The organism is Aeromonas sp. 55A (assembly GCF_051919665.1).
GTDB lineage: Bacteria > Pseudomonadota > Gammaproteobacteria > Enterobacterales > Aeromonadaceae > Aeromonas > Aeromonas veronii.
In genome coordinates this window covers 3537585-3564562 of the sequence record NZ_JBQBEH010000008.1, presented here as the reverse complement: position 1 = coordinate 3564562, position 26978 = coordinate 3537585, and the positions used below count along the sequence as shown (strand labels likewise).

Below are 26978 nucleotides of genomic sequence, written 5' to 3'. Positions count from 1 at the left end.
ATGACATCCCTCTTGTCCCGAGTTCGCCAGCTGGCGAATGATAATGCGTTGCCACCCCATCTGCTGCAAACCCGTCAGTGGGAAGGGCCCCTGTGCCGGGTGCGACTCGACAACACAGGTTCTGATGCCACCCCGGTCGAGCGCTGGGTGCTGTTTGACGGCAAGCTTGGCCTGCCGGTGGAGAGCGCCATCTATGGCGAAGGATTCCAGATGCTGGCCCAGACCATGGGTAGCTGGCAATCACCGCAACATGTCGGCCGTTGCCCCGATGCCAGCGTCTATCGCATCACCGATGACAATGGCTACCACACCATTCACAACCTGTTGCTGGTGGAGCATGGCAAGGGGTGGCTGCTGCTCGCCTTTGCCAGCTGCCACCGTTTTGGCGGGGAGTTTCGCCTCTACCCCGATGGTCGCTTGCAGATCCTGATGAATTGCGAAGGGCGAAAACTTGCAGCCGGTGAGCACTGGCAGAGCGAGGCGCTGATCTGCCTCGAAGGGCCGGAGCGCGAAGATCTGCTGGCTGAGTTGGCACGGCTGATCGAGGCCGAGCATGGCTCGCTGATCGGCAAGGTGAGTGATCGCCCGAGCGGTTGGTGCTCCTGGTATCACTACTACGCCGAGGTGAGTGCTGCCGATATTCGCGAAAATCTGCAGGTGCGTGCCGAGCGTTTCCCAGCCCTGCGTTACGTGCAGATCGATGACGGCTATCAGGCCAAGATGGGCGACTGGCTCACCCCGTCGGCCAAGTTCGAGCAGGGGGTGGCATCACTGGCTGAGGAGATCAAACAGGCTGGCTGCGAGCCTGCCCTCTGGGTCGCTCCTTTTATTGCAGAGCCCGGTTCGCAGGTGTTTCAGGATCACCCCGACTGGTTTGTGAAGGGGGATGACGGCTTGCCGCTGCCCTCAGAGCGGGTTACCTATGGTGGTTGGCGCTGTACCCCCTGGTATGTGCTGGATGGTACCCACCCCGAGGTGCAGGCGCACCTTGAGCAGGTGTTCCGCACCCTGCGCGAACAGTGGGGTATCCACTACTTCAAACTCGATGCCAACTTCTGGGGCGCCATCCACGGTGGCCGTTTCCACGATCCGGCTGCCACCCGGGTTGAAGCCTATCGGCGCGGTATGGCCGCCATCCTGCGTGGTGCAGGTGAAGGCGCTTTCCTGCTCGGTTGCAATGCCCCCATTTGGCCAAGCCTTGGGTTGGTGCACGGCATGCGGGTGAGCGATGACGTGGAACGCAACGGCCACCGCTATCGCCAGATCGCTCGCGAAGCCTTCTGCCGCGCCTGGCAGAACGACAAGCTCTGGGCCCTCGACCCCGACTGCATCTGCCTGCGGGATCTACCGAGCCAGCAGGCAAGCAAGGCGGATTACAGCTTCCATCTGGCAGCGCTGGTGGCGAGCGGCGGCATGATGCTGGCTGGTGATCGACTGCAAGATCTCGATGAGGAGCAGGCGGCGCAACTGCATAAGCTGCTTGCGCTCTGCGCAGCCCGAGCACCCTCTGCCCGTTTCGAGTCGATGGACTTTGCCTGCGGTGAAGTGAGCCTTCCCGAGGGTGGCACTCTGCTCTGCCTGTTCAATTGGGAGGGGTTACCACAGGAGTTTCTGTTGCCGGAAGGGGGAACCGATTTTTGGCAAGAGCAGGCTGTCGGCACAACCGTAACCCTGCAAGGGGGTGAGGGGCGGGTGATCCGCTACGCCTGATAAGGCGCATCTCTCAAAAAACTCAGGCTCCTTCGGGAGCCTGAGTTTTTGTGATTTGGGAGACGGTATCAGTAACGCCACTCGACCCCGACGGCGTATTTGGCGGAGCCATAGCCCGGGATGTCGCTGCCGGAGGCGATCGCCTTGAGGGTCAGCAACGGGGTGATGGGTACCCCCAGACCAAAGCCGATGGCCAGCTGATCATTGGGGTTCCCCATCAGATCGACCCGCATCACTCGATAGAGGGACATATCCTCGCTCAGGTGCATATAGGCCTGAGACGCGCGGTTATAGACCTGACCAAACACCTCCAGCTGGAAACCGGACTGGGCACTGATGGCAAGCGGCACCCCGACAAACTTGTACAGATGGGAGCGGTTGAAGTAGCTGTTGGTGATCTGGGGGGTGAAGTCAGTCTGCTGATAAAGAGTGTTGAAATTCTGTTCTACGATGCGATAGGTCTGCTCGGGCAGGCGAGCAAGATAATCCGGCACATCGAACCGGTATGCGGCGTTGGCTGCCAGCGGCAGCAGGGTCAGTAATCCGAGCAGTGCGTGGTGACGAGGCATCAGCAAATGGCTTCCGTTCGGCCAAAGAGATTACTTGCTTGGGATACATCCGCTCAGGATGTTGCAAGATATTGGTTTTTGGGAAAATCCCCTTCGTCATTATGACCTGAAGAAGGGGGCTGGCGGGAAGGATTTAGTGTGAAACTACTCACAACTCATAAATCTTCCAGATAACGATAGAGACTCTTGAGAATCGCAAAGTTCCGTTCGTTACTCTGGTTCTGCTCTGCCAGCGCCTCGAGACGGGGCACATAGTCCGGCAGACGGCGGCTGAAGTAGTCGCTGCAGTGCAGGCGCCAGCGCTTCTGCTCGGTTTCGCTCAGAGTGTGTGGCCAGTTGCGGGCGCGGTAGCGGAACAACATCTCCGGCAGCCGCGCGTCGGTAAAGGCAAACTCCCGCTCACCCAGCAGATCTGCGGGGGTGGCGCGCACCAGATCCATGGTGGACTTGTCGCCGTGGCCAAAGAAGCCGGCGTAGAGCTGGGTATCGGGGTCGCTCTCATTGCTGCCGGCGAACTCCTGATTAAACACTTCCACCAGTTTTTCCCGCACCTCCGGGTGGGCGCGCAGCAGATCCAGGCTCTTGCGGCACTGCTCCCGGTCGATGCCAAGCTGGTCGGCGCGCTCCGCCGTCAGGGTAGCGGCCGGCGCCAGCACCGGGCACTTGTTGATATGCACCAGCTTCACTGGGATGCTGGCCAGATCCCCCAGCTCCTCTTTCTTGGTATAGAGGCGCTCGCGGATCTCCTCGCTGGTGAGCTCGATAAGCGGGGTCGGATCGCGGGTCAGATCCACCATGATCACCGCGTTCTGGTTGGTAGGATGCCAGGCGAGCGGCGAAACCCAGCTCACACACCCTTGCCAGGGGGAGAACATGCCGGAGACGTGCGCCAGCGGCTTCATGGTCACCACGTCAATCAGCGCCTTCACCTTGTTTTTGTTGCGCAGATCAAAGAGATAACCAAACAACTTGGGTTGGGCTTTTTTCACCAGCTTGGCCATCTCGATAGTGGCCAGCACGTCCGAGAGCGCATCGTGGGCATTGGCATGGGCCACGCCGTTGGCGACTGTCAGCTTCTCCAGCCGGAAACTCGGCTTACCCTCCTCGTCAAAGGCCCACTCGATCCCCTCCGGGCGCAGGGCATAGCAGGCCCGCAGCATGTCGAGAATATCCCATCGGGAGTTGCCGTTCTGCCAGCTGTAGGCATAGGGGTCATAGAAGTTGCGATAGAGGGTGTAGCGGGTCACTTCATCATCGAAGCGGATGCTGTTGTAGCCAAGCACACAGGTATTCGGCGTGGCGAACTGCTCGTGGATCTGGCGAATGAAATCCGCCTCGCACAGCCCATCCTTCATCGCCTTTTGCGGCGTGATACCGGTAATCAGGCACGCCTCCGGATCCGGCAGGTAGTCTGCCGGAGGCTTGCAGTAGATGACCAGCGGCTCGCCAATGATGTTGAAATCCGCATCGGTACGAATACCGGCAAACTGCGACGGCCTGTCCTTGGCGGGGCTGATGCCGAAGGTCTCGTAGTCGTGGAAATAGAAGGTAGGATTTGTCTGCTGGTTCATTTCGTGGTTCTGAATTGTGTCTATATGCTTGAAAAACAAGTCGTTATACGGAGTGTTATCTCAGATTGTCTCACTTTGTCCGATCTTGATTCAGTCCGTTTCAGACCAGTTTGGTACATATCTGTGTACACGTTAGGACGCGTTAATGTGTCAGTGAAAAATCAGATGACCAGTCACAGGAGAGTCATATGCCACTTACTGATACGAAGCTACGGGCCCTCTATGGTAAGCCCTACTTTGGCAAGACGGAATTGTCAGACCGTGATGGACTGTCAGCTCGGGTCACCGAGCGAGGCACCATCTCGTGGCAATATCGCTATCGCTGGCAAGGAAAAGCAGCGAGACTCAAAATTGGACGCTATCCCGACCTTAAACTCGCTGATGCCAGGGCGTTGATCCCTGCTATCCGTGGCGCTCTTGAACGTAATGAACATCCCAGAGTTTTCTGGGATAAACTCCACCAGAAGCATGATGTCACCCTGAAACAGTGCTGCGAGCATTTTCGTGAGCACCATTTGCCCAAGCTGCGGCCTCGTACGGTCATGCTCTATGAGCATACCATGCAGCGCTATTTCGAACCTCTGTTTATTGGTATTCCGGTGGAACAGATCCCGTTTTCGAGCTGGTTGGAGTGGTTTGATAAGATTGGCAAGAAAAAGCCGAAAAACGCAGGGCATTTATTGCGCAGGTTAAAGTCCATTCTGAGTTTTTGTATGCGACGTAATCTCATGGGTGGCTCTCCGAAGTCGAAATTACGTATCGAACATGTTGGCTTTCAACCCGAGAGAGAGCCTCGCGTGCCGACCAAGCGAGAACTGGTTCACCTGCTGGGTTGATAACGAGGTCATGAACAACTGGTTTCACCACGACCATCATGGGCATCAGTCTCTATTCCTCCTCGTTAAAATACGGGGGTATAGGTAAAGGGGCATACGAGGAATGAGGCGGTGCAAACGGAGAGAGTGGTGCACCGAAAGAAGATATTAGGGAGGGGACGCACCATCGCCCGTTGGCAGTGACGGTAATTTACCGGTTCAAGCAGTTGCTGGCAGGGAATAGCATTCTCTGGAAATGCCACGGTCAGGTAGGAGAAGTGGTGGCGCATATGAGTGCGATAAACAAACGGAGCTCACTTGGTCTGCCTGTAAAGAAGCCCCAAGTGTTGTAGCAGCAATGGGGCTTCGGAAGTCATGACTTGCTGGCTGAGTTAGGCAACAATGCCCTGCTCGACATTTTGTGACTCACAGTCAAAACATCTGTTCGTCGTCGGCATCCACAAAGAGCTGCAGACGGTCGCGTTCCTCATCCCGATGCAGCCGCAGGTGGATTGGATTGCAACAGGCCATGCAATCTTCGTAAAACTCCTGATCACCCTGGCTGGCATCCAGCTGGACCCGGGTATGGTGGCCACAGTGGGGGCAGACGATGCGCTTGCTGGTGTACTCGATCATGATAACCTCCTCGGGCCCTGAGGCCGCTTTTCTACCCTGATTCTAGTCGGGCTGAAGGTGGTTAACCGCGAGCAAACGCACGTTTATGACAGAGATCAAGCCAGAGAGATGACCGATGGCGACTGATTGGGCGGGTCGTGTGCGAGAGGGGGAATCTGGTTGCGAATGACCGGTGAAAAGAGGGGATTGCCAATGGTTGTTTGGCAATCACAGGGGGCTGGATGCCCCCTGTGAGCATGAGAATGTGTGTGCTAAGAGGCGCCGGGAGGCGTTACTTGATCCAGCTGGCCAGCATCTCGCTATTGAGCTCGGCCAGTGAGCGGAGCTGGTAGTTGGCGATGGCCAGACGCGGATCTCCGACCAACGCCGGGTACATGGAACGATCAGCGCCTCTCGCTGGCTTAGTTGACCCAGCTGGCCAACATGTCGGCATTCAGCTCGGCCAGCGAGCTCAGCTGGTAGTTGGCGATGGCCAAGCGTGGGTCACCCACTAAAGCGGGATCCGGCACGATCAGCGCAGTCATGGAGGCCGCCTTGGCCGCCAGCAGGCCGGTGAAGCTGTCTTCGATGGCCAGGCAGTGTACCGGTTCCACTCCCAGCTTTTCGGCGGCGTGGATATAGACATCCGGGTGCGGTTTGCCGAAACGCTCCACCTCTGCGGAGTGCACCGCCATAAAGCGATCGCGAATGCCAAGTTTGCCGAGCACCGCTTCTACCATCGCAAAGGGGGAGGAGGTGGCCAGACCCACTTTCAGGCCGCGGGCTTCGATAAGGTCGAGCGCCTCCAGCACACCGGCTTTGGCCTGACCTTCGGAGAGGATCAGGGCGTTGACCCGATCCAGAATGCGCTGTACCACCTCTTCCTGAGTTGGGCCGCTCCACGGGCGCAGGCGATACCAGTGGGCAACCAGCTGATCGATGCGCACGCCGATGGTCGACTCACAATCCTCGACGGTGTGGGGGTGACCCAGTTCGGAGAAAACGGCGATCTGGGCCCGTTGCCAAAAGGGTTCCGAGTCGATCAGAACACCATCCATATCGAAGATCACGGCAGCTAACATCTTGTACTCCTGACAAATTTGAAGAGGGGATTATAAGCCTGACGGGGAAATGCAAAAGGGGCATTGCCATGCCCCTTGCGCCCGATCACACCGGCAAACGTTTGTTTCGGTGCGACGAAAAAACAGCGTTTAGAAAATGACCTCGACGCTGGCGGCAACCGCCTTGGCCTGCTCGACCGCCTCGCGGCAATCTTCACCCCGGGCCAGCGCTACGCCGAGACGGCGGCGACCGGCGATTTCCGGCTTGCCAAATAGCCGCAGCTGGGCGCCCGGCACCAGCGCCAATGCCTCACCAATTCCCTGATAGCGGATATCCTGGCTGTGCCCTTCGCGCAGTACCACGGCAGAGGCGCTCGGCCCGTACTGGGTGATGGTGCCGACCGGCAGCCCCAGAATGGCGCGCACGTGCAGGGCGAACTCGGAGAGATCCTGAGAGATCAGGGTCACCATGCCGGTATCGTGGGGGCGCGGCGAGACTTCGCTGAACCACACTTCATCGCCTTTTATAAAGAGCTCGACTCCGAACAGGCCGTAACCACCGAGGGCCTCGACCACCTTGGCCGCTACCTCTTTGGAGCGGGCCAGCGCCAGCTCGCTCATCACCTGCGGCTGCCAGGATTCGCGGTAGTCGCCATCTTCCTGACGGTGGCCGATCGGCTCGCAGAAGTGAATGCCATCGACGGCGCGAACCGTGAGCAGGGTGATCTCGTACTCGAAGGGAACGAAGCCCTCGACGATCACCTTGCCACGACCGGCGCGGCCGCCTTCCTGGGCGTAGGTCCAGCTCTCATCAAGCTTGGCGAGATCGCGCAGTACGCTCTGTCCCTTGCCGGACGAACTCATCACAGGTTTCACCACGCAGGGCAGGCCGATAGCCTCGACGGCGGCGACAAACTCCTCCTTGCTCTGGGCAAAGCGGTAGGGGGAGGTGGGCAGACCCAGGGTCTCGGCGGCGAGGCGGCGGATCCCTTCCCGGTTCATGGTGAGCTGGGTTGCGCGGGCGTTGGGCACTACCTTGACCCCTTCTTGCTCAAGGGCAGCAAGGGTATCGGTGGCAATCGCTTCAATCTCGGGGATGATGAGGTCGGGTTTAACCTCGGCAACCAGGGCACGCAGGGCGTTGCCATCGAGCATGTCCAGCACGTGGGCTGCGTGGGCCACCTGCATGGCGGGGGCATTGGGGTAGCGGTCGGCGGCGATCACTTCGATCCCGAACCGTTGCAACTCGATGGCGACCTCTTTGCCAAGTTCGCCGGAGCCCAGCAGCAGGGCACGGGTGGCGCCGGGGCGGGTTGCGGTTCCAAACATACGATCTCTCCTGATGTCGATGGTCATTGTTGATGATCGCTATTACACAAATAGCGGACAAAAAAGAGGCACGCATGGCGTACCTCAGGAAACGGGTTTGTGAGCGCGCTGCTCCAGATGGGTCAGCAAGGTAATGGCGCCAATGATGATGGCGGCGCCAAGCCACAGACGGCCGGGGGGGGCCCAGCCAAATACCAGCCAGCCAGCCAGCACGTTCATCGGCAGCTTGGCAAAATCGAAAGGTTGTACGAAGGAGGCCTCCGCCACGCTGTAGGCGCGCGCGATGGACATCTGGGCCAGCGCCGTCAGCACGCCGGAAGCGGCTACCAGCAGCCACTGGCTCTCGCTTGGCCACTGCCACTCCGGCAGGGCCAGCATGACGTTGAACGGGGTACTGAAGATAAGCAGATACACCACTATGGTGTGGGATGATTCGTTGGCTGCCTGATAGCGCACCATCAGGGAGTAACCTGCCCAGAACAACGCCGCCGCCACCGGCAGCAGAGAGGCCCAGTTGAACTCGTCAGTCCAGGGGGCGAGGATCAGCATGGCGCCGGCAAAGCCCGCCAGGGTGGCCAGAATGCGGGTGCGGCTCACCTGCTCCTTGAGCAGCAGGGCGGAGCCCAGGGTGGCAAACAGCGGCGAGGTCATCAGCAGGGCGATCCCCTGCCAGATGGGGACGGGGTACGCCAGTGCCCAGAGCCAGAGCTGGATGCCGATCACTGCCAGCAATACCCGCAACAGGTGCAACCGGAACTGATTGGTCATCAGGGATTGGCGCAGGCCGTGGCGAACCAGCCAGGGCAGCAGGCAGATCAGGGCGATCAGGTATTGATGAAAAGCGACCTGGGTCGATGGGAGGCCAAGCTTGAAGCTGACATACTGGCTCAGGCTGTTGACGGCGGCGAAGCAGAGTCCTGCCACCATCATCCAGACTGCACCGGCCAAAGGAGAGTGCCTGCGCGAGGGTATCATGGGATCCGGGTCGCTGGAAAAAAGTGCGGCGGATCATAACGGCAATCGTTTGTTCTGCCAAGGGTTGAAGCGCGGCCGCAAGGTTGGCTGGCGAGGAAGTGGCCTTGCATCAAAAAATTTGAACAAGTTGAGCATCTATTTTCGCTATCAGCAAATAAGCACAATGTTTAGAGTGACCTCCATCGACAGCAACGCTGTTCAACCGACAACCAAATGGAGTTTCACCATGGCCAATATCCTCGTACTCAAATCCAGCATCCTGGGTCAATATTCCCAATCCAACGCCCTGATCGACGGCTTCCTGGCTGACCATAAGGATGATGTCGTCACCGTGCGTGATCTGGCAGCACTCAAGCTGCCGGTGCTGGATGGCGAGCTGGCCTCCGGCCTGCGCGGTGGTGACAACCTCAATGAACGTCAACTGGCGGTGATCGCCCAGTCTGACGAGCTGATCGCCGAACTCAAAGCGAGCGATCTGGTGGTGATTGCGGCCCCCATGTACAACTTCAACATCCCGACCCAGCTGAAAAACTGGATCGATCTGGTAGCTCGTGCTGGTGTCACCTTCCGCTACACCGAGACCGGTCCGGTCGGTATGGTTGAAAATACCCGTGCGCTGGTGATCAGCCCCCGTGGCGGCATGCACGTCGGCAGTGCCACCGATCTGGTGACCCCCTACATGCGTACCGTGCTCGGTTTCATCGGTATCAAAGAGGTGGATTTCATCTACGCCGAGGGGATGGGTATGGGCCCGGATGCCCAGAGCAAGGGGATGGAAGCGGCCAAAGCGCAGCTTGAGGCTCTGGCTATCTAAGGGCTCTCTCTATAAGGGCTATCTATCCCGTCAGGGGTTATCTCTCTCTAGGGGTTGCCCTGCCAGATACAAGAACGCAGCCATCAGGCTGCGTTTGTTTTTTGGCTAGATGTGATTGCGACAGACGTTACTGCTACAGAGAGTATCGCGGCAAGCGGTCGGTATAGACGTTCCGGCGGAGTCACTACTCCATCATAAAGCGGCGACAACCGCGCACCAGCAGCAATGCCACCGTGACCAGCAGGCCAAGCAAGAGGGTGGTCAGCCACTGTTCGGTACTTTGTGGCAAGTGGGGCGTGAAGAGGCTGATCATCAACAGGGTACAGAGCGTGATCAACAGGCTCTGTCGGGTCATCAATATCATGGGGTCATCCTTGGTTTGCTCACCTGAAACGATTTTAATGCCCTCTTGTGACAGGGTGATGTATCCGTGCATCACTCTGTTGGGGCTCTTCAGACCATATCAGGTTTTTACCGCAGAGCCAGCGCCATCACTGGCGCTGTGATCCCGATCCCGCTAGATCTCTTTATCTGAACTGTTTCTGCGCTGGCTGGTAGTGAAAATCACCGCTGGCGAGCCGCGCTTCCAGTGCCGCCTGATCGATCTCCTGCGCCTTGCAGAGATCATCCAGATCGTCATAGCGATCACGCAGCTGCATATTGACGACGCTCAGCAGCATGTTGATGTCCATGGTGGCGAACTTTTTCAAATCCATGATTATTTCTCCCGATCCAGTGATTGCAGCTGCTCGATGGCGGCGCTGACGCTGTGCAGATGCTGGCGGATCGCCTCGCGGGATTCGCTCGGCAGATAGTCGGTCAGGGTATGTTGCCAGCTGCCCGCTTCACTCTTGAGCTGCAGGAAGAGGGCGAGCCCGGCATTGGTGAGGGAGACCAGGCTGATGCGTTTGTCCTGCTCGCTGCTCTCGGTAAAGATGATCCCTTTTTCGACCAGACGGCGGATCTCGCGGGAGATGCGCACCTTGTCCATGCCGCTCGCCTCGACCAGCTCTTTCTGGCTGATGGGGTAGTTGGGGCCGAGCACCATCATCAGGCGCCATTGCGGCACGGTCAGCTGGTAACGCTGTTCATAAAACTGTTCGAAGGTATCCCGTAGCATCTCGGCGGCATGTACCAACTGATAGGGCGGGTAGTGAGCGAGTAACGCTATGATTTTTGACATATTACACCCTGCTGTGACGGCTGCATCAGATGCAGTTTCTTTTGATACTTTGACATTGATGATACGAAACTCAAGCTGATTTGTCTGACCCGGTTGCGATGAAATGTGCGGTGGCGCACGCCCTCAAGGAAAAACCGAGTCTGACCGACGGGATTTTAAGCCAACGCTGTTCAGCCTTTACGCAACCAGATGAGGGCGTTCTGCTTGAGCCAGGCCTCACGAGTGTGGATAGCGTAGAGCGCGGCCTCGTCGCGGCTGCCCGCTTGCCAGCTTTGTGGCTCCTGTTTGGGCAGCTTGCGCTGACCCAGCAGGCAGGCCGGAATGTGCGGGTTGGCCTCGATGGCGACCAGCAGATGGGGCTTGGCTGCCTCGGCACCCTCGGTAGCAAAGACCATCAGCGCCTTGTTATAGAGCAACCAGCTGGAGGCTTCATCGAAGCGCACCAGCAGGGCGGCCAACGCCTGCCAATCCCCTTGCAGTGCATAGAGGGTGGAGAGGTTGTAGCGGCAACCCAGCTCATCGGCCATGCAGATTGTCAGCAGCGCCAGATACTCCGCTTTGGCCTCGCCCAGTTTGCCAAGGCGCAGCAGGCAGTCGGCGCGGCCGGCTCTGGCTGCCAGCAGAGGACGCAGCTCGGGGGCACTCCAGCCGTGGCCGGCGATTTGCTGCCAGAAGGCGTCGTCAAAGAGCGGAATGGCATCGGCAATGATCTTCTCGAACCAGCCGAGGCGGGCCTGATGATCGCGGCAGCTGTCGGCCAGCTCGAACCAGGTCTGCCACTGTTGGGCCTGTTCGCCATTGAGGGCCATATCAGCGCTGGGGGCGGCCTGATACTGGTCGAGGTTGAGCAACTGGTTGAGGGCGGTTTTCATGTTCTGGCGCTGGCGTTTGCAGAACTCGACAAAGGGGAGTTCGCTGGCGGCGGCGCTATAGAGCATCTGGGCCATCTGCTTGTCGCGAAACAGGCTCAGCTCGGCGGCCAGACTGAAGCGGTACTGGGTGGTCGGGTCGTTCAAATCCTTCGGCTTGGGCCAGGTGGCAAAACCCATGCTGAAGCCATAACACCATTGACCGAGGGGGTGGCTCTGTTCGAACACCTGCTCGGGGTTATCGCTGGGCAGGCGGCACTGGCTGGGCAGGGCCAGCTGAGCGTCGTCGGCTTGGGATTCCAGCTCGGCGATCAGGTTGTTGAGGGCTTCTGCGCTTTTTTCATCCAACTCGGCATCCTGTTCCAGCAAACCAGCCAGCGGGCGTTGCCAGTCAGGGCTTTCCGGCCCCACCAGACGAGCACAGAGAAAACCGTGCAGGGCCGGGTAGGTCATGTCCTGATCGCTGTGGCTCTGGATCCATTGATTAAGATGGCGGGTACGAGTGGATGGGTTCATCGACAGTTCCTCTGGATTTGAACAGCCGCGAAGTCTACCTAAAAGTGGGGTTATTTGCAGCAAATGGCCGCCTGTTTGGCGATTTAATCACCATTGGCGGATAAGATAGGGGCGAAAGGGCGGCTCGTGGTGGCTTGGGGACTAGGCCGGATCACCGCTCTTGAGGTAACATGCGCGCCCATAGGGGCCATGTTCAGTTGGCCCATCCGGGTAATGAAAAAAGAGAGCACCATGATACAGATTGGCAAGATGAACACCCTCACCGTTGTTGAACTCGAAGACCGTGGCGCCTGGCTTGCGGCCGATGAGTACGGTGAACTGCTGCTGCCCAAACGTCAACTGCCGGAAGGGGTGAAAGAGGGGGATAGCGTGCAGGTCTTCCTCTATCTGGATGCCGATTGCGAGCCGGTGATCACCACCGACAAGCCGTTTGCCATGGTGGACGAATTTGCCGGTCTGAAAGTGGTCAATGCCAACAAGATTGGTGCCTTCCTCGACTGGGGCATGAAAAAGGATCTGTTTGTGCCGAGCCGCGAGCAGAACAAGCCGATGCAGGTGGGCCACGTTTATCTGGTGCGTCTGCAACTGGATAACGAAGGGCGCATGGTCGGCACCAGCCGCATCGAGCGCTTCCTGACCCCGGCTGGCAGCAACTTCAAGGTCGGTGACGAAGTGACCGCGCTGCCGGGGGAGCACTCGCCCCTTGGCATCAAGGTGATCGTCAACGGTCAGTATCCCGGCATGCTGTTCAAGAATGAGGTGTTTGGCCGGGTGATGACCGGTCGGCCGCAAACCGCCTGGGTCAAGCAGGTGCGCGAAGATGGCAAGCTCGATCTGACCCTGCAAAAGCCTGGTCTGGTGCGGGTTGATGATGCCGGTGAACGCATTCTGAGCCGGATGAAAAAGCAGGGCGGCAGTCTGGCGGTGGGTGACAAGAGCGAACCCGAGCTCATCTACAAGCTGTTCAGCATGAGCAAGGGCACCTTCAAGAAGGCGATCGGCGGCCTCTACAAGCAGGGCAAGATCGTCATCGAAGATAACGCCATCACTCTGGTGGCCACAGAGACCGACTCGGCAGTGGATAGCGAATAAGATGCTGAGTCCCTGTGTTGGCCTCTGCAAGGCGAAAGACGGGCTTTGCCTTGGTTGTGGCCGCACCCTGACCGAGATCGGCCACTGGTCGGCGATGGATAGCAAGGCCCAGCTGTCGGTGATGGCCGAGCTGAATGGCTCGAAAAGCACCCACCGCTGCCCGGGTTGTGGCGAACCGGCCTATTGCGCCGTCTCTGCCGGTCAGACCATCGCCCAGTGCTGGTGCAGCCAGTTGCCGGTATTGCCGATGCAGGAGGCCAGCGCTTGCTGGTGCCGCCGCTGTCTGGCCAAGGCCATCGCAGCGCAGGATTAGCAGAAAACAGCAATAAGAGTGCACGGAAACAAGAAAGGCGCCGATGGCGCCTTTTTTATGCCTGCTGCTGGCGATGCCAGCGCACATGCACTTGATCTTCGGTCAGTAGACGGGGCAGCAGGAAGGTGGCGAAGATCACCTCAAACTCATCCTGATGATCCAGCAAACCGACCCACACTTCGACCCAGCGCTCCATATCGACCGGCTCACCAAGCTCGGTCGACCAGTCGGCATTGGGCAGGGTTGCCTCCACGGCGCCACACTGCTCAAACTCCAGGGTGATGTCGACTATTTGTTCGGGGGCCAGCATATCGGCGGCCTGCTCAAGAAACTGATCATAGGCCCATTCGACCAGCTGATCCGGGGTACGCTGTTCCATGAAATCACTCCAGATACATCGAGGTTCGCTACTGTAACAATTATTGGCTGTGGCGGCCAGACCAGTGCGCCGGGCGTGGCTGGCCTGTCCAAGTTGCCGTTGGGGGAGTATGGTTAAGGCGCGGATCATCTGGCAGGGAGTGAGGGGATGAAGCAGCGGGGACGGCGGCAACAGATCAAGCGACGGCGCGAGGCCTGGTGGTGGCACTATCTGCCGCTTCACCGCGAAACGGTGGGCGGCCATCTGGGCCCACCGGAGAAACCCGATGAGCCCTGAGGATCAGTCGGCCTGATGCACCCGATTGAGGGTGATCTGGCCCAGTTGTCCCATCTGGCGGCGGATCCAGACCGAGCGCTTCTGCACATAGGGTGAAGGGGGCTTGACCCGATAGCGCCACGGATTGGGCAGGGCAGCAGCCAGCAGGGATGACTCGTAGCGGGTCAAGCGGCTGGCCGGTTTGCCAAAGTAGGTGCGGGCAGCGGCTTCGGCGCCATAGATGCCGGGGCCGAACTCCACGATATTGAGATAGACCTCGAGAATACGGGCCTTGTCCCAACCCAGCTCCATCAGCAGGGTAAACCAGGCCTCCAGCCCCTTGCGCAGGAAGCTGCGATCACTCCACATAAAGAGGTTCTTGGCGGTCTGCTGACTGAGGGTGCTGGCGCCGCGCACCCGTTCGCTGTGCTGGTTGTGCTTGAGGGCCGCGTTGATGGCATCCATGTCAAAGCCGTTGTGATCGGCAAAGCGCTGATCCTCGGCGGCGATCACCGCCAGTTGCAGCTCCTTGGAGATGGACTCCAGAGCCACCCATTCATGGCGCACCTGGGTGATCTTGGCGGGCGGAAAGAGGGCCCGCTCGATACGCCAGCTCCACATCGGCGGATCGATAAAGCGCAGCAAGGCGACCGAGCCGACCGAGCAGAGCAGCCCGGCCAGCGCGATCTTGCCTGCCCACCTCAACACCCGGCGCCCAAGGGATGCAGATGGGCGCACGGGGGCCACGGCGTCAGGGCTAGACTCCCACTGATAGTGGCTGGGATCATCGGGATCCGGAATTATTGGGGCAGCCATTCGATGTGGCAGAACTTCTCGTCAACACGGCGGGAGAGCAGCATGCGGGCAAACAGATGCTCATACTCTTGTTCTTCATTGCCAAGGCCAACCCAGATCTCGGCATAGTCGGTGTCGCTCACCGCAAAACCCACGTCCGCTTCCCAGTCATCGGCCGGGTCGGTTTCGGCCAGCAGGCCGCGGTCGTTGAACTCCTGATTGAAACGGGCGATCTCCTGCTCCGGCAGGTTGTCAGAGGCCAGCTCCATAAAGAGTTCGAGGGCGGTATCGAGCAGTTCCTCGACGCTGTGCATTTCGTCATTCATAGACATAAGCGGTCTGTTCCAGAAAAGAGAAAAAGGTGCCAGCGCAGATCACTGCCTGCGGGGCGGCGCTATTCTAGCGGTCGGCAGACCCCTTGGCGAGATGAGGCGAGCCGCTGTGACCTGTTTTTGTGCCAATAAAAAACCGGATCCTGCCAGGGGATCCGGTTTCATTGGGGGAAGGGGTCACGCATAGGGCGTCAGCTCATCCCTTCTTGTTGTCATCGGCGAAGGTGATGTTGAGCTCCAGCACTGACAGCTCATCACTCTTCTGATCCAGTTGAACGGTTATCTTCTCCGGATCAATGTTGACGTATTTACGGATCACATCGAGGATATCCTGCTTGAGCTGGGGCAGGTAATCCGGCCCCCCTCTGGATGAACGCTCGTGAGCAACGATGATCTGCAACCGCTCTTTGGCCAGTTGTGCGGTGTTCTGTTTCTTGTTGGAACGAAAATAATCCAATAATGACATGTTTAACTCCCGAACAGTCGGCTAAAGAAGCCCTTCTTCTCTTCTTCCAGAAAACGAAATTCCTTGGCATCGCCCAGCAGGCGGGACACCGCATCTTCGTAGGCCTGACCGGCATCGGACTCCTTGTCCAGGATGACCGGCTCGCCGGAGTTGGAGGCGCGCAGCACCGCCTGGGACTCCGGGATCACCCCGAGCAGCGGGATGGCCAGGATCTCCTGCACATCCTGCACGCTCAGCATGTCGCCGCGGTTGACGCGGGTCGGGCAGTAGCGGGTCAGCAGCAGGTGCTCCTTGATGGGGTCTTCGCCACGCTCGGCGCGGCGAGACTTGGAGGCTAGGATGCCAAGGATGCGGTCGGAGTCACGCACGGAAGAGACTTCCGGGTTGGTGGTGACGATCGCTTCATCGGCAAAATAGAGCGCCATCAGTGCGCCCGCCTCGATCCCCGCCGGGGAGTCGCAGACGATGTAATCGAACTTCATCTCCGCCAGTTGATCCAGGATCTTCTCGACCCCCTCACGGGTGAGGGCATCTTTGTCCCGGGTCTGGGAGGCGGGCAGGATAAACAGATTTTCCGAGCGTTTGTCCTTGATCAGCGCCTGATTGAGGTTTGCTTCCCCATTGATGACGTTGACGAAGTCATACACCACGCGCCGCTCGCAGCCCATGATGAGATCCAGGTTTCTCAGACCGATGTCAAAGTCAATGACCACTGTCTTGTGACCACGCTGGGCTAAGCCGGTGCTCAGGGCCGCACTGGTTGTGGTCTTGCCAACGCCACCTTTACCCGATGTAACGACTATGATTCGCGCCATTCTCGCTTCCTTGTAACTCTATTTGATACGGTCTATTCGGAGTTGTTCATTGTCCAGCCGGACGTGTACCGGTTGCTGGATCAGGCCTGCCGGCAATGCATCGCTCAGCTGGAATGTGCCCGCGATGGAGAGCAGCTCGGCCTGTAATTGCTGGCAATAGATCCGGGCCTGGGTGTTTCCCCGGGCACCGGCAATGGCTCTGCCACGCAGGGTGCCATAAATATGAATGCTGTCGTCGGCGAGCACTTCGGCTCCTGGACTGACGGACCCCAGCACCACCAACGAGGTACCGGCGGCATAAATCTGCTGGCCGGAACGAACCGGTCCCACATGTACCTTGCTCGGGATCAAGGGGGCGGGTTCGGGCTCGGGAACCACCTCAGGGGCGGCTGGCGCGGGGGCAGGCTCGGGTTCCGGTTCGCTCTTGCGACTCTTGCCCGAGGCCATCACTGCCAGTCCCACCGCCTTGGCGGCCGTCTTCATCTCTTCACTGCGCGCCCCCGTGATGCCAACCAGCACAAACTCTTCGGACTCCACCAGCTCCTTGAGCTGTTCGAAATCGGGAATATGTTCCAGTCGGGAAACATTGATCACCAGCGGCGCACAATTAAAAAAGTAGGGTGCCTGGGCCACTTTTTCGGCCAACAACTGACGTATCCGCTCAGGCTCGCCATCGCTGATATGCAACACAGAAATAGTGAAGGTGGTCCCTTTCAATTCGTTATCGCGCTCAACCATGAATCTTCCCCGAGGCAGAGATGCTAATCCGTTATTGTTATTCAATTCCTGATGTTATAGTTTGCCCCCATCAGAGGCAATAAACTCGTCGGATTATATCAATTTCCATGTTGTGTGCAGTCTATAAAAGTCGCAAAAAAGCCGAGACCTACCTTTTTGTTGAAAAAAGAGAGGATTTCTCCCGCGTTCCCGAGCCATTGCTGAGCGCATTCGGGCGTCCCGAGCTGGTGCTGATGACCAAGCTGGATCCGGCCAAGCCCTTGGGTCTGGCTGATGTCGGCAAGGTGATGGCCGCGCTGACCAACCAGGGGTTCTACCTGCAGGTGCCGCCGCCTCCCGAAAACCTGCTGGAGCAGCATAAGGCCAGCCTTAAAAAACCATCCTGAATATCCAGCCCCGTTGTGTGTTCTGCCCAGCGGGGCTAATTCTTTGTGACTCTGCATGACGCATTCCGGCTCCGGAGAGGTAGCTTGCGATAATCCCGTGACAGGATCTGGCCAAATTAAACCCTCCCTTTGGTGATATTCACTTTTCGCTGTTTAAATAGAAAGTCAATCTGCTCCCAACACCATATCCTCAACCTTTGCTGGCGCTCACAAAAATAGCGAGTAGCGCGCACTCATATCCTCCATTTCAACGGCTATTGGCTCATTCATCGATTATTTTCAGCCCCTTCCTTGGGCGCTTTTTTGGCCTCCACTGCGTGATGAGTTGTCCATCAAAGGGCGCGTAAAGAGGGCGGTGATAACGGTGCTAAAACCAGTTTGCGCGATGCGCTGTGGCCAAAATGATGAGCTAACCCCCTGTTTGTGTGCTTGATTGTTTGCCCTGATCACGAAAGTACCACATAGGCGGCAATCAATGTGGCGGCGTGATAATCCGCAGGGTGAGCGGTAACCGCGTCTTGCCAAACAAGGGTATGACCAAAGGGGGGATATTGAGCTGAGGGGGCATCTCGATATCGATTAGTTGTGGAATCGTGACCGGGGCAAGATAGCAGGTACAGGTTTCATGTCGGTGCGTAATGTCCCTTTCTTTCAATGCATTGAGAATAGTTAATCAAGGTATGTAATTAGAGAGGCATTTAGACAAGGCAATCCGCATTGCGATGGCGTAGCAGGGGTATATCAGCGACGCCCTACAGTGAAATGGTCGGTATGCCGGTATAAGTGCCCGGCATCCCATTCGGGCAATAAAAAAGGCGGGATATCCCGCCTTTGTTCAGATGAGGGTCGCAACCCCTATTTATTCGCAGGCAACCTGCATCACCTTGATGGCCAGACCGCCACGGGAGGTTTCACGGTACTTGGAGTCCATGTCCTTGCCGGTGATGTACATGGTCTCGATCACCTTGTCCAGGGAGACGCGCGGCTTGGAGGTACGACGCAGGGCCATACGGGAGGCGTTGACCGCTTTCATGGCTGCGATGGCGTTACGCTCGATGCAAGGCACCTGTACCTGACCGGCAACCGGATCACAGGTCAGACCCAGGTTGTGTTCCATGCCGATCTCGGCAGCTTCGCAGACGTGCTCCGGGCTACCGCCCATCAGCTCGGTCAGACCGGCAGCGGCCATGGAGCAGGAGACTCCCACTTCACCCTGACAGCCTACTTCGGCGCCGGAGATGGAGGCGTTCATCTTATAGAGGATGCCGACGGCACCGGCAGCCAGATAGAAGCGGGTGTATTCGTCGCGGCCAACCGGCTGGATGAACTTGTCGTAGTAGGCCAGTACGGCCGGGATGATACCGGCTGCGCCGTTGGTCGGGGCAGTGACCACGCGGCCACCGGCAGCGTTCTCTTCACTCACGGCCAGAGCGAACATGTTGACCCAGTCAACGATGTTCATCGGATCGCTCGAAAGGTTCTCGTTGGTGTTGAGCTGACGGTAGAGCGGCGCGGCACGACGGGGTACGCGCAGCGGGCCGGAGAGAACGCCTTCGGTACGGCAGCCGCGCTCGATACCTTCGCGCATGGTGTTCCAGATCTTGCCGAACTTCTTGTAGATCTCTTCCGGAGTGTTGAAGCACTTCTCGTTTTCCATCATCAGGGCAGAGATGGAGAGACCGGTCTGGCTGCAGTGGGCAACCAGCTCGGCGGCGCTCTTGAACGGATAGCGTACGGACATGTCGCCGCTGTCAGCCTTGCCGAAGTTCTCTTCGTCAACGATGAAACCACCACCGATGGAGTAGTAGGTCTTGCTGTAAACCACTTCATCTTCGATCAGGGCAGTCAGCTTCATGCCGTTTTCGTGCAGCGGCAGGGCTTCGTCGTGGAATACCATGGCGTCGCGCGGGAAGCTGACGGTGTGGCAGTGCAGGCCGATCGGCAGGCGCTCGGTCTGTTCAACACGGGAGATAAACTCGGGGATGGCATCGATATCGACATTTTCCGGCAGGTTGCCAGCCAGGCCCATGATGATGGCAGTGTCGGTATGGTGGCCTTTGCCAGTCCAGGAGAGGGAGCCGTAGACGTCGACATTGATCCGGGTTACATCGCGGATCTTGCCGCCCGCGCGCAGCTCGTCAACAAACTGTTTGGCCGCTTTCATCGGGCCAACAGTGTGGGAAGAAGAGGGGCCTACACCGATTTTGAAGATATCAAAAACGCTGATCATGTCACTATTACCTCAGGGTAGAAGGGGGCGGCATGCCCACTCACAGAAATTTGGGAGATCCATGGAACGCGCTTGTCAGCGCAGGTCACAGAACCAGATAACCGTAGTGTAACGGCTCCAGGCCTAAAAAAAGTTGAAATAGATCTATTTTTGTTGAATCTGAGGCGCGAGTATAAAATTTATTTTTGTGCTTATCCATTTTGTTAAGCGTTTGCCCATAAAAATACCCGGCGATGCCGGGCATTTCGGAACCAAATGGAGTCATTTGCCGTTTTTTAACATTCGGTAATGTTAACGGCGAGGCCACCACGGGCCGTCTCCTTGTATTTGGTCTTCATGTCGTTGCCGGTCTCCCACATGGTCTTGATCACCTTGTCGAGCGACACCTTGTGCTCGCCGGTGCCGCGCAGGGCGAGGCGGGCGGCATTGATCGCTTTCACTGCGCCCATAGCGTTGCGCTCAATGCAGGGCACCTGTACCAACCCGCCAATGGGATCGCAGGTGAGGCCGAGATTGTGCTCCATGCCTATTTCGGCGGCGTTCTCCACCATGGCCGGACTGCCCCCCAGCAGTTCGGTCAGTGCGCCAGCCGCCATGGAGCAGGCAACCCCAACTTCACCCTGACAGCCCACTTCGGCGCCGGAGAGGGAGGCGTTCTTCTTATATAAGATGCCGATGGCAGCCGCGGTGAGGAAGTAGCGGATCAGCGTCTCGTCATCCACCTTGTGGACGAAGCGATCGTAGTAGTGCAGCACGGCGGGGATGATGCCCGCAGCGCCATTGGTGGGGGCGGTGACCACCCGGCCACCGGCGGCGTTCTCCTCGTTGACCGCCAGCGCAAAGAGATCGACCCACTCCATCACCATCAGCGGATCCTTGTTGAAGTTGGTCTCGCAGCTGAGCTGGCGGAACAGCCCCGGGGCGCGGCGCCGAACCTTGAGGCCGCCCGGCAGCACCCCTTCGCTTTTGCAGCCACGCTCGACGCAGCCCTGCATCGCCTGCCAGATTTTGCGAAGACCGCTCTTTATCTGCTCATCGCTGCGAAATATCCGCTCATTGGCGAGGATCAGCCCCGAGATGGAGAGGCCGCTCTCCTGACAGTGGGCCAGCAGTTGGGCGCCGCTGTCGAACGGGTAGGGGACTGGGTGCTCGGCATCGGACTTGGCGGCCTCTTCTTTGGCGGTGGCAAAGTGGCTCTCTTCAATGATGAAGCCGCCCCCGATGGAGTAGTAGGTCTGGCTGAAGCGCAGGTTTTCCTCTTTATCAAAGGCGCGCAGAGTCATGCCGTTGGTGTGGGCCGGCAGGGTTTTGCGACGGTTGAAGATGATGGCACCGGTGCGGGGAAAATGGCTTGGTTGTTCGCCTGCCAGCGGCAGGTTCTGTTCCTTTTCCACTCGAGCCAGAATGGCGGGAATCGCATCGATATCGACCGATTCCGGTTCAAAGCCCGATAACCCCAGAATGATTGCCTTGCCGGTACCGTGCCCTTTGCCGGTCTGGCCCAGCGAGCCGTAACACTCCACTTCGACCCGCGTGACCTGCGGCAGATGGCCTTGCAGTTTGAGCTGCTGGGCGAAGGCATAGGAGGCACGCATGGGGCCGACGGTATGGGAAGAGGAGGGGCCAATTCCGATGGAAAACAGGTCAAACACGCTGATCATGACATCAATCCGGTGATGGTTTATGTCTGTTTATTCTAGGATTTTTGCCATGGATAGGAAGCGGGGATGTGCGGTGCTGTGACATGGACACAGATAATGGGGCTGGGGGGACCAAGAAAGTTGAAGGGGCTGCTCCCCTTCAACCGGCCTGATCAGTCGAGAAATTCGCACAGGTAGGCAGTGGGGGTTTTCACTTCCAGTTTGAAGGAGGAGTGACCGGCCACCAGGAAGGATTCACCCTGGCTGTAGGTGTGCCACTCATCTTCATCAGCCAGCTGGATGGTGAGGGCGCCCTTGATCACCGTCATCCGCTCGGGGGCGGCGGTGTTGAACAGGTAGTCACCGGCGTTCATCACCCCGACGGTTGATTTCTCGCCTTTTTGTTCGAAACCGATGGATTTTACATTTCCGTCGAAATACTCGTTAACTTTCAGCATCTTTACATCCCTGTGTGTACGTTTGTGCTGCCAAACTAGCACAAACTTTTGCCAGTTGTCATGGGGGATGAGGTAAAAATCGCCGAGACCGCTTTGAATCTTCACTTTTTCGCAAACTTATTAATAGCCAAGGTTAATGATTTGCTGATTTAAAACAGCAATTAAATGTGAGATAACACGCGCAAACAGGGGAATGGGCAGCCGCTCATTCCCCTGTTTGGTTAATTGCACTGGGAAAAGTGTGAATTTTGCTACATAAAGGAACATATTGTGTTAACTAAAGGACTCATTAAAAACATCGGCTTCCAGGTTGTGGTCGCCATGGTACTGGGCGCAGTGGTCGGCGCGTTCATGGGTGAACAAGCCACCGTGTTTGCACCGCTCGGTACCCTGTTTATCCAGCTGATCAAGATGCTGGTGATCCCGCTGGTGGCGGTTGCCATCCTCTCCGGCGCCGCCAATCTGGGCGCCAGCCCGGCTGCGGGCAAGATCGGTGCGGCTACGCTGGCCTTCTTCCTCGTGACCTCAGCGTTGGCCGTGTTGCTGGCGCTGGTAATGGGGCAGATCTTCAAACCGGGTGTCGGGGTCGATTTCGCTTCCGTCGCCTCCATGTTTGGTGGTGACTACGCCGATAAAGGGGCGTTGCCGGATGCAGTCGCCACCCTGCTTGGCATGATCCCCACCAACGTCTTCAACTCCCTCAACGAAGCGAACATCCTGCAGATCCTGGTGTTCTGCATGTTCCTTGGCATTGCGCTGGCCAAACAGCCACGCGAGCGAGCCAAGCCGCTGGTCGATGGGCTCAATACCCTGGTGGATGCCTTCGTCTGGATGATCAACAAGGTGATGATCATCGCGCCGCTCGGGGTGTTCGGTCTGATGGCGGAAGCCATCGGTACCTATGGCTTCGATGTGCTGACCCTGGTACTCAAGCTGTTCGTGGTCTATGTGGCTGCCATCCTCATCTTCGGCTTTGTGGTCTACCCGCTGCTGGTGATGATGTTCTCCAACACGCCGGTAATGAAGTACCTCTCTGCCATGAAGAAGCCGCAGATCGTTGCCTTCTCCACCGCCTCTTCCATGGCGACCCTGCCGGTCAATATGGAGACCTGCGAGCATGATCTGAAAGTGACCAACGCGACCGCTTCCTTCGTGTTGCCGCTGGGTGCCACCATCAACATGAGCGGCAACGCCATCTATTACGGTCTGGTCGCTATCTTCTTCGCGCAGGTTTACAACATAGATCTGAGCGTCGGTGCCTGGGCGGCCATCATTGTGACCTCCACTCTGGGGGCGATCGGCCAGGCCGGTGTGCCAGGCCCAAGCTTCCTGGTGGTTGCCGTGCTGCTGGCGGCCGGGATCCCCATTGAAGGGTTGCCGCTGCTGTTCGCGCTGGATCGTCTGTTCGACATGATCCGCACCTCCCTCAATATCACCGGCGATGCGGCCTGTGCTGTCATTGTTGATCGCTTCAGCCCGGAATATGACCCGCAGCGCTGGAACAAGGCATAATTGCTTTGAGCTGGACTGAGATATAACAGCCCTAAGCTGACACTGGGTAACGCGAGCCCCTGCCATGATGGCGGGGGCTTTTTTATATCTGCCGGACAAGTATCAGAGCAAAGGTGTGCACAAGAGATTGCTGACGGATTTAGCTGTGTTGAATGGAGAGTACAGGAGGGGAAAACATCAGTTGTGGGCATGTGCCTATGGCGTCAACCGGCCTGTTGTAGATGCCGGGGTAGGGGATTGTCAAACGACGGGTAACAAAAAGGGGAGCCTTGCTCCCCTCGGATATGATCTGCTGCTGGTTCTACTCCATCAGGCCATATGGTTAAACCATCCTGGTTACACCCTTGTGGCGAAAGAAACAGCGTCAACGTGATGAAATCATATCTATGTTGACCATCTCGGCATTATTGCTGAAAAGCGCCAGTTGGTGGCGATTAAACAGACATGGCAAAGAGGGTCGGTCCGGATTGATGCCTCTCTATCCGGCTCAGAACTGTGACAGTGAGGGCAGAGAGACAGCAACCAGGGTGAAAAACACCGTGAAAACGGCAGTAACGACAAACTCTTTCATTTTTCTCTCCCTAAGTTGTTGGTTGATGTAGTCAAGATACCATAACAAGGGGGTAAAACAAGGTGTAAATTGATAAAATGGCCACTTTATGTTTTTGGTTGGTTGAGATGGCTGTTTTTGTCATATTGAGCTGATTTTATCACCTCATCTGGCGGGGTTAGCATTCAAGATTCTGTTTTTATGATTATTTCATTTAAATTCAATTGGTTGGTGAGCTGCTGGTTGGCTTGATTATGGGTTTTGTATGGAGCCTTAGTGGCTTTTTATAAGTTTTCACCCTCGTGATAGTGTCATTGAAGCCATAAAAAGTGTGTAAGGCCATGCTTTGACGATTCCTGACGTAGATAGCCCATCCAAAAGAAGTCTATGGAGACAATCTGGTCGCCAGCCCTTGTCGTACCATCACTTTATCAGTCCGGAGTCTTCGCATTTTTACAGCAATACACTGGGGTCATAGGGAGGAGAGCCGTGCATCGGGGGGGGACAGAGTAGCAGCTGGCTGTTTTATCACCGCCAATTTTCCCGTCGGCCTCGGAATAGACATGGCCGCAGCAAGAGTGAGGTGCGCAATAGGGCAGAGGCATACTCTCTGGCTGGGCTGGGCTGGGCTGGGCTGGGCGCGAGCAGCGATTTGTGTGGGCGATGCACCTGCGTGAGTCATGTGATTGCAATACGAGAGCTGCGCCGGAGCATGGTTGGGTAAGATATCTGAATCCCTTCTACAAGATTGAGATATAAAAAGCGGCGTATGACGAGGAGGCTGAACAAGTTGGTTTCAGGGGCGACAGAGCGCAGGTCAACGCAATTCGGTTCGCAGTGATAAAACATCCACGACGATACCGGAACTCTGTTCGTAGGCTGATGCCGGTTGCTGTGAGGAGAGGAAGGCTGGTGATCAGTCAGATGGCGCAAGGGTTGGTAATCAGGCAACCCGTATGGTGAGGGCCACACAGCGTGCCGATGCCCCCGTTTTTGCAAGATATAAAAAAACCCTCCGATGGAGGGTTTTTGTCATCAACAGCCGGTAAAAAGCCGCGAGGCTTAGAACAGGGTGGTGGAGAGGTTGTAAAGCTCCTGATCGAACGGACGCTTCATGTTCTCGATGCAGTCGATGATGTCGTGGTGGACCAGCTCGTTGCGCTGGATACCGACGCAGCGACCACCGTGACCAGCCAGCAGCTGCTCAACGGCGTAAGCACCCATACGGCTGGACATGATGCGGTCACGGGCAGTCGGGGCACCGCCACGCTGGATGTGGCCCAGGATGGTGGCGCGGGTTTCACGACCGGTCAGGGCTTCGATGTCCTTGGCCAGTGCGTTCACGTCGGTAACGTGCTCGCAGATGGTGATGATGGCGTGCTTCTTGCCTTTGGCTTCGCCTTCCTTGATCTGCTTGAGCAGCTTCTCTTTATCGAAGGCCACTTCCGGTACGATCACATATTCGGCACCACCGGCAACGGCGGCGGACATGGCCAGATCGCCACAGTGGCGGCCCATGATCTCGACCACGGAGATACGGTGGTGGGAGCTGCAGGTGTCGCGCAGGCGGTCGATGGCGTCAACTACCACGTTCAGGGCAGTATCAAAGCCGATGGTGAAGTCGGTACCGGCGATATCGTTGTCGATGGTGCCCGGCAGGCCGATGCAGGGGAAACCCTCTTCGGTCAGCTTCTTGGCACCCATGTAGGAGCCGTCACCACCGATGACGACCAGCGCATCGATACCGTGCTTTTTCAGGTTTTCGATCGCTTCGGCGCGCACTGCGGGGTCTTTGAAGGCAGGGAAACGGGCGGAGCCGAGGAAAGTACCACCACGATTCACCACGTCGGAGACGCTGTGACGCTCCAGCTTGACGATACGATCCTGGTGCAGACCGAGGTAGCCATCATAAATACCGTAAACTTCCAGGCCATGATGCAAACCGGCGCGAACCACGGCGCGAATGGCTGCGTTCATACCCGGTGCGTCACCACCACTGGTCAAAACACCAATACGTTTGATTTGTTTGGTCATGAGTGCCTCTGGATCTGAGTTGTCAAATACGAATGTTTAAATAGACAAGCCACTTTTACTATATCGGCTTTCATATGGGATGCGGGGCCACCATAGGAAAAGCGATACAAGAGAGGGGACGAGCCCCTCTCTTTGCCGTAATCAGCGATTACTTGGCAGCGCCAGCGATGATCTGGGAGAAGTCGTCCACTTTCAGGGACGCACCACCGACCAGGCCACCGTCGATGTCCGGCTGACCGAACAGGTCGGCTGCAGTGGCGCCAGTGACGGAACCGCCGTACAGGATCTGTACTTTGGCAGCAACGGCGGCATCAAAACCGGCCAGGTACTGACGGATGTGAGCGTGAACGGACTGAGCGATCTCCGGAGTGGCAGTCTTGCCAGTACCGATGGCCCATACCGGCTCGTAAGCGATAACGGCGTTGTTGAAGGAGGCGATGCCGCAACGGTCGATAACGGCTTTCAGCTGGGTCTCAACCACGTTCCTGGTCACGCCGGCTTCGAACTGCTCCAGAGTTTCACCGATGCACAGAACCGGGATCAGGCCGCCTTTCTGGATCGCTTCGTACTTGGCAGCAACCACGTCGTCAGTCTCTGCGTGCAGGGTACGACGCTCGCTGTGGCCGACCAGAGAGTAGGTGCAACCAAAGGCTTTCAGCATGGAGGGGGCGTTTTCGCCGGTGAAGGCACCAGACTCGTGAACGTCAGCGTTCTGGGCACCGTAGGCAATCTTGCTGCCAGCGGTCAGTTGCTCAACCAGACCCAAAAAGATAACCGGCGGGCAGACGGCGACTTGCACAGAAGGATGAGCGGCAGCAGCCGGGGTCAGTCCTTTGATCAGAGCTTCTACAGAAGCTTTGGTGCCGTTCAGTTTCCAGTTACCCATTACCAGGTGCTGTCTCATCTTGTATATCTCCTAGGCATTTGATTGCGCGACATTATATGAATTGAACCGA

At 57.5% G+C, this 26978-nt stretch carries 29 protein-coding genes and 1 pseudogene; 9 read left to right on the top strand and 21 right to left on the bottom strand.

Annotated features, from left to right (window positions below; all coding sequences use genetic code 11):
- Window positions 1-1710: a glycoside hydrolase family 36 protein gene (locus ACTG2G_RS20505; RefSeq protein WP_429205498.1), complete on the top strand. Its 1710-nt coding sequence runs from the start codon at window positions 1-3 to the stop codon at window positions 1708-1710.
- A 68-nt stretch (window positions 1711-1778) separates the two neighbouring features.
- Here the strand turns inward: ACTG2G_RS20505 and ACTG2G_RS20500 are convergent, their stop codons facing one another.
- Complete coding sequence (locus ACTG2G_RS20500) at window positions 1779-2279, bottom strand: hypothetical protein (protein WP_216978696.1); 501 nt, start codon at window positions 2277-2279, stop codon at window positions 1779-1781.
- A gap of 155 nt (window positions 2280-2434) precedes the next feature.
- Entirely contained in the window at window positions 2435-3850 is a 1416-nt protein-coding gene (sbcB, locus tag ACTG2G_RS20495; RefSeq protein ID WP_429205496.1) for an exodeoxyribonuclease I, read from the bottom strand.
- A 188-nt stretch (window positions 3851-4038) separates the two neighbouring features.
- Here sbcB and ACTG2G_RS20490 point away from each other — a divergent pair, with 188 nt between their 5' ends.
- Together ACTG2G_RS20490 and ACTG2G_RS20485 are read left to right on the top strand one after the other, a co-directional pair.
- Complete coding sequence (locus tag ACTG2G_RS20490) at window positions 4039-4686, top strand: integrase arm-type DNA-binding domain-containing protein (protein ID WP_421386351.1); 648 nt, start codon at window positions 4039-4041, stop codon at window positions 4684-4686.
- Between the two features lie 87 nt (window positions 4687-4773).
- Window positions 4774-5018, top strand: a pseudogene (locus ACTG2G_RS20485) (IS5/IS1182 family transposase); the annotation flags it as partial.
- A gap of 79 nt (window positions 5019-5097) precedes the next feature.
- On the opposite strand, the gene ACTG2G_RS20480 reads toward ACTG2G_RS20485, so the two are convergent.
- From ACTG2G_RS20480 to ACTG2G_RS20465, 4 genes are all read right to left on the bottom strand, one after another.
- Window positions 5098-5301, bottom strand: coding sequence for a CPXCG motif-containing cysteine-rich protein (locus ACTG2G_RS20480; RefSeq protein ID WP_421386353.1), 204 nt, complete (start codon window positions 5299-5301; stop codon window positions 5098-5100).
- A gap of 401 nt (window positions 5302-5702) precedes the next feature.
- Complete coding sequence (gene hxpB / locus ACTG2G_RS20475) at window positions 5703-6362, bottom strand: hexitol phosphatase HxpB (RefSeq protein WP_421386354.1); 660 nt, start codon at window positions 6360-6362, stop codon at window positions 5703-5705.
- Between the two features lie 129 nt (window positions 6363-6491).
- On the bottom strand, window positions 6492-7670 hold the full coding sequence (gene purT, locus ACTG2G_RS20470) for a formate-dependent phosphoribosylglycinamide formyltransferase (protein ID WP_421386356.1): 1179 nt from the start codon (window positions 7668-7670) through the stop codon (window positions 6492-6494).
- A gap of 84 nt (window positions 7671-7754) precedes the next feature.
- Entirely contained in the window at window positions 7755-8645 is an 891-nt protein-coding gene (locus ACTG2G_RS20465; RefSeq protein ID WP_069528158.1) for a DMT family transporter, read from the bottom strand.
- Window positions 8646-8871: 226 nt separating this feature from the next.
- On the opposite strand from ACTG2G_RS20465, the gene ACTG2G_RS20460 reads away from it, so the two are divergent.
- Window positions 8872-9459, top strand: a complete 588-nt coding sequence (locus tag ACTG2G_RS20460; RefSeq protein ID WP_245096823.1) for an FMN-dependent NADH-azoreductase — start codon at window positions 8872-8874, stop codon at window positions 9457-9459.
- Between the two features lie 184 nt (window positions 9460-9643).
- Here ACTG2G_RS20460 and ACTG2G_RS20455 read toward each other — a convergent pair whose 3' ends face one another.
- The 4 genes from ACTG2G_RS20455 to ACTG2G_RS20440 form a co-directional block, all read right to left on the bottom strand.
- Window positions 9644-9823 carry a hypothetical protein gene (locus ACTG2G_RS20455; protein WP_005345799.1) on the bottom strand — a complete coding sequence of 60 codons (180 nt, stop codon included), beginning with the start codon at window positions 9821-9823 and terminating at the stop codon, window positions 9644-9646.
- Window positions 9824-9986: 163 nt separating this feature from the next.
- Window positions 9987-10175 (bottom strand): DUF4250 domain-containing protein, encoded by a 189-nt coding sequence (locus tag ACTG2G_RS20450; RefSeq protein ID WP_019445848.1) that lies wholly within the window; start codon window positions 10173-10175, stop codon window positions 9987-9989.
- A 2-nt stretch (window positions 10176-10177) separates the two neighbouring features.
- Complete coding sequence (locus tag ACTG2G_RS20445) at window positions 10178-10642, bottom strand: MarR family winged helix-turn-helix transcriptional regulator (RefSeq protein ID WP_005336856.1); 465 nt, start codon at window positions 10640-10642, stop codon at window positions 10178-10180.
- 170 nt (window positions 10643-10812) lie between these two features.
- The gene (locus tag ACTG2G_RS20440) at window positions 10813-12027 is read right to left on the bottom strand and encodes a UPF0149 family protein (protein WP_429205490.1); all 1215 of its coding nucleotides are present in this window, start codon (window positions 12025-12027) and stop codon (window positions 10813-10815) included.
- A 231-nt stretch (window positions 12028-12258) separates the two neighbouring features.
- On the opposite strand from ACTG2G_RS20440, the gene ACTG2G_RS20435 reads away from it, so the two are divergent.
- Together ACTG2G_RS20435 and ACTG2G_RS20430 are read left to right on the top strand one after the other, a co-directional pair.
- Window positions 12259-13119 (top strand): CvfB family protein, encoded by an 861-nt coding sequence (locus ACTG2G_RS20435; protein ID WP_421386361.1) that lies wholly within the window; start codon window positions 12259-12261, stop codon window positions 13117-13119.
- Between the two features lies 1 nt (window position 13120).
- A complete protein-coding gene (locus ACTG2G_RS20430; RefSeq protein WP_421386362.1) occupies window positions 13121-13432 on the top strand; it encodes a DUF1289 domain-containing protein in 312 nt (103 codons plus the stop codon).
- A gap of 55 nt (window positions 13433-13487) precedes the next feature.
- On the opposite strand, the gene ACTG2G_RS20425 is transcribed toward ACTG2G_RS20430, so the two are convergent.
- Window positions 13488-13811 carry an HI1450 family dsDNA-mimic protein gene (locus tag ACTG2G_RS20425; protein WP_429205488.1) on the bottom strand — a complete coding sequence of 108 codons (324 nt, stop codon included), beginning with the start codon at window positions 13809-13811 and terminating at the stop codon, window positions 13488-13490.
- A 147-nt stretch (window positions 13812-13958) separates the two neighbouring features.
- Between ACTG2G_RS20425 and ACTG2G_RS20420 the strand changes: the two genes are divergently transcribed.
- Window positions 13959-14087, top strand: a complete 129-nt coding sequence (locus ACTG2G_RS20420) for a hypothetical protein (RefSeq protein ID WP_019445852.1) — start codon at window positions 13959-13961, stop codon at window positions 14085-14087.
- Between the two features lie 3 nt (window positions 14088-14090).
- On the opposite strand, the gene mtgA is transcribed toward ACTG2G_RS20420, so the two are convergent.
- From mtgA to minC, 5 genes are all read right to left on the bottom strand, one after another.
- On the bottom strand, window positions 14091-14882 hold the full coding sequence (gene mtgA / locus ACTG2G_RS20415; RefSeq protein ID WP_421386364.1) for a monofunctional biosynthetic peptidoglycan transglycosylase: 792 nt from the start codon (window positions 14880-14882) through the stop codon (window positions 14091-14093).
- On the bottom strand, window positions 14867-15193 hold the full coding sequence (locus ACTG2G_RS20410; protein ID WP_005352317.1) for an HI1450 family dsDNA-mimic protein: 327 nt from the start codon (window positions 15191-15193) through the stop codon (window positions 14867-14869). The genes mtgA and ACTG2G_RS20410 overlap by 16 nt, the downstream gene beginning before the upstream one ends.
- Before the next feature lie 196 nt (window positions 15194-15389).
- Window positions 15390-15659 carry a cell division topological specificity factor MinE gene (minE, locus tag ACTG2G_RS20405; protein ID WP_005345779.1) on the bottom strand — a complete coding sequence of 90 codons (270 nt, stop codon included), beginning with the start codon at window positions 15657-15659 and terminating at the stop codon, window positions 15390-15392.
- Between the two features lie 2 nt (window positions 15660-15661).
- The gene (gene minD / locus ACTG2G_RS20400; RefSeq protein WP_005336847.1) at window positions 15662-16474 is read right to left on the bottom strand and encodes a septum site-determining protein MinD; all 813 of its coding nucleotides are present in this window, start codon (window positions 16472-16474) and stop codon (window positions 15662-15664) included.
- An 18-nt stretch (window positions 16475-16492) separates the two neighbouring features.
- On the bottom strand, window positions 16493-17212 hold the full coding sequence (minC, locus tag ACTG2G_RS20395; protein WP_013723728.1) for a septum site-determining protein MinC: 720 nt from the start codon (window positions 17210-17212) through the stop codon (window positions 16493-16495).
- Between the two features lie 107 nt (window positions 17213-17319).
- Here minC and ACTG2G_RS20390 point away from each other — a divergent pair, with 107 nt between their 5' ends.
- Complete coding sequence (locus ACTG2G_RS20390; RefSeq protein WP_005360946.1) at window positions 17320-17598, top strand: YcgL domain-containing protein; 279 nt, start codon at window positions 17320-17322, stop codon at window positions 17596-17598.
- Between the two features lie 859 nt (window positions 17599-18457).
- On the opposite strand, the gene ACTG2G_RS20385 is transcribed toward ACTG2G_RS20390, so the two are convergent.
- The 3 genes from ACTG2G_RS20385 to ACTG2G_RS20375 all read right to left on the bottom strand — a co-directional run bounded on the left by ACTG2G_RS20385 (window position 18458) and on the right by ACTG2G_RS20375 (window position 21926).
- On the bottom strand, window positions 18458-19828 hold the full coding sequence (locus ACTG2G_RS20385) for an L-serine ammonia-lyase (RefSeq protein WP_005336844.1): 1371 nt from the start codon (window positions 19826-19828) through the stop codon (window positions 18458-18460).
- Between the two features lie 275 nt (window positions 19829-20103).
- Window positions 20104-21489 (bottom strand): L-serine ammonia-lyase, encoded by a 1386-nt coding sequence (locus ACTG2G_RS20380; protein WP_421386365.1) that lies wholly within the window; start codon window positions 21487-21489, stop codon window positions 20104-20106.
- 152 nt (window positions 21490-21641) lie between these two features.
- Window positions 21642-21926, bottom strand: coding sequence for a pyrimidine/purine nucleoside phosphorylase (locus ACTG2G_RS20375; protein ID WP_005336842.1), 285 nt, complete (start codon window positions 21924-21926; stop codon window positions 21642-21644).
- A 270-nt stretch (window positions 21927-22196) separates the two neighbouring features.
- On the opposite strand from ACTG2G_RS20375, the gene ACTG2G_RS20370 reads away from it, so the two are divergent.
- Window positions 22197-23438 carry a dicarboxylate/amino acid:cation symporter gene (locus ACTG2G_RS20370; RefSeq protein WP_005352303.1) on the top strand — a complete coding sequence of 414 codons (1242 nt, stop codon included), beginning with the start codon at window positions 22197-22199 and terminating at the stop codon, window positions 23436-23438.
- A gap of 1612 nt (window positions 23439-25050) precedes the next feature.
- Here ACTG2G_RS20370 and pfkA read toward each other — a convergent pair.
- Both pfkA and tpiA read right to left on the bottom strand, forming a co-directional pair.
- Complete coding sequence (gene pfkA, locus ACTG2G_RS20365) at window positions 25051-26022, bottom strand: 6-phosphofructokinase (protein WP_005336840.1); 972 nt, start codon at window positions 26020-26022, stop codon at window positions 25051-25053.
- A 148-nt stretch (window positions 26023-26170) separates the two neighbouring features.
- Window positions 26171-26926, bottom strand: a complete 756-nt coding sequence (tpiA, locus tag ACTG2G_RS20360; RefSeq protein ID WP_429205485.1) for a triose-phosphate isomerase — start codon at window positions 26924-26926, stop codon at window positions 26171-26173.
- Between the last annotated feature and the right edge of the window lie 52 nt (window positions 26927-26978).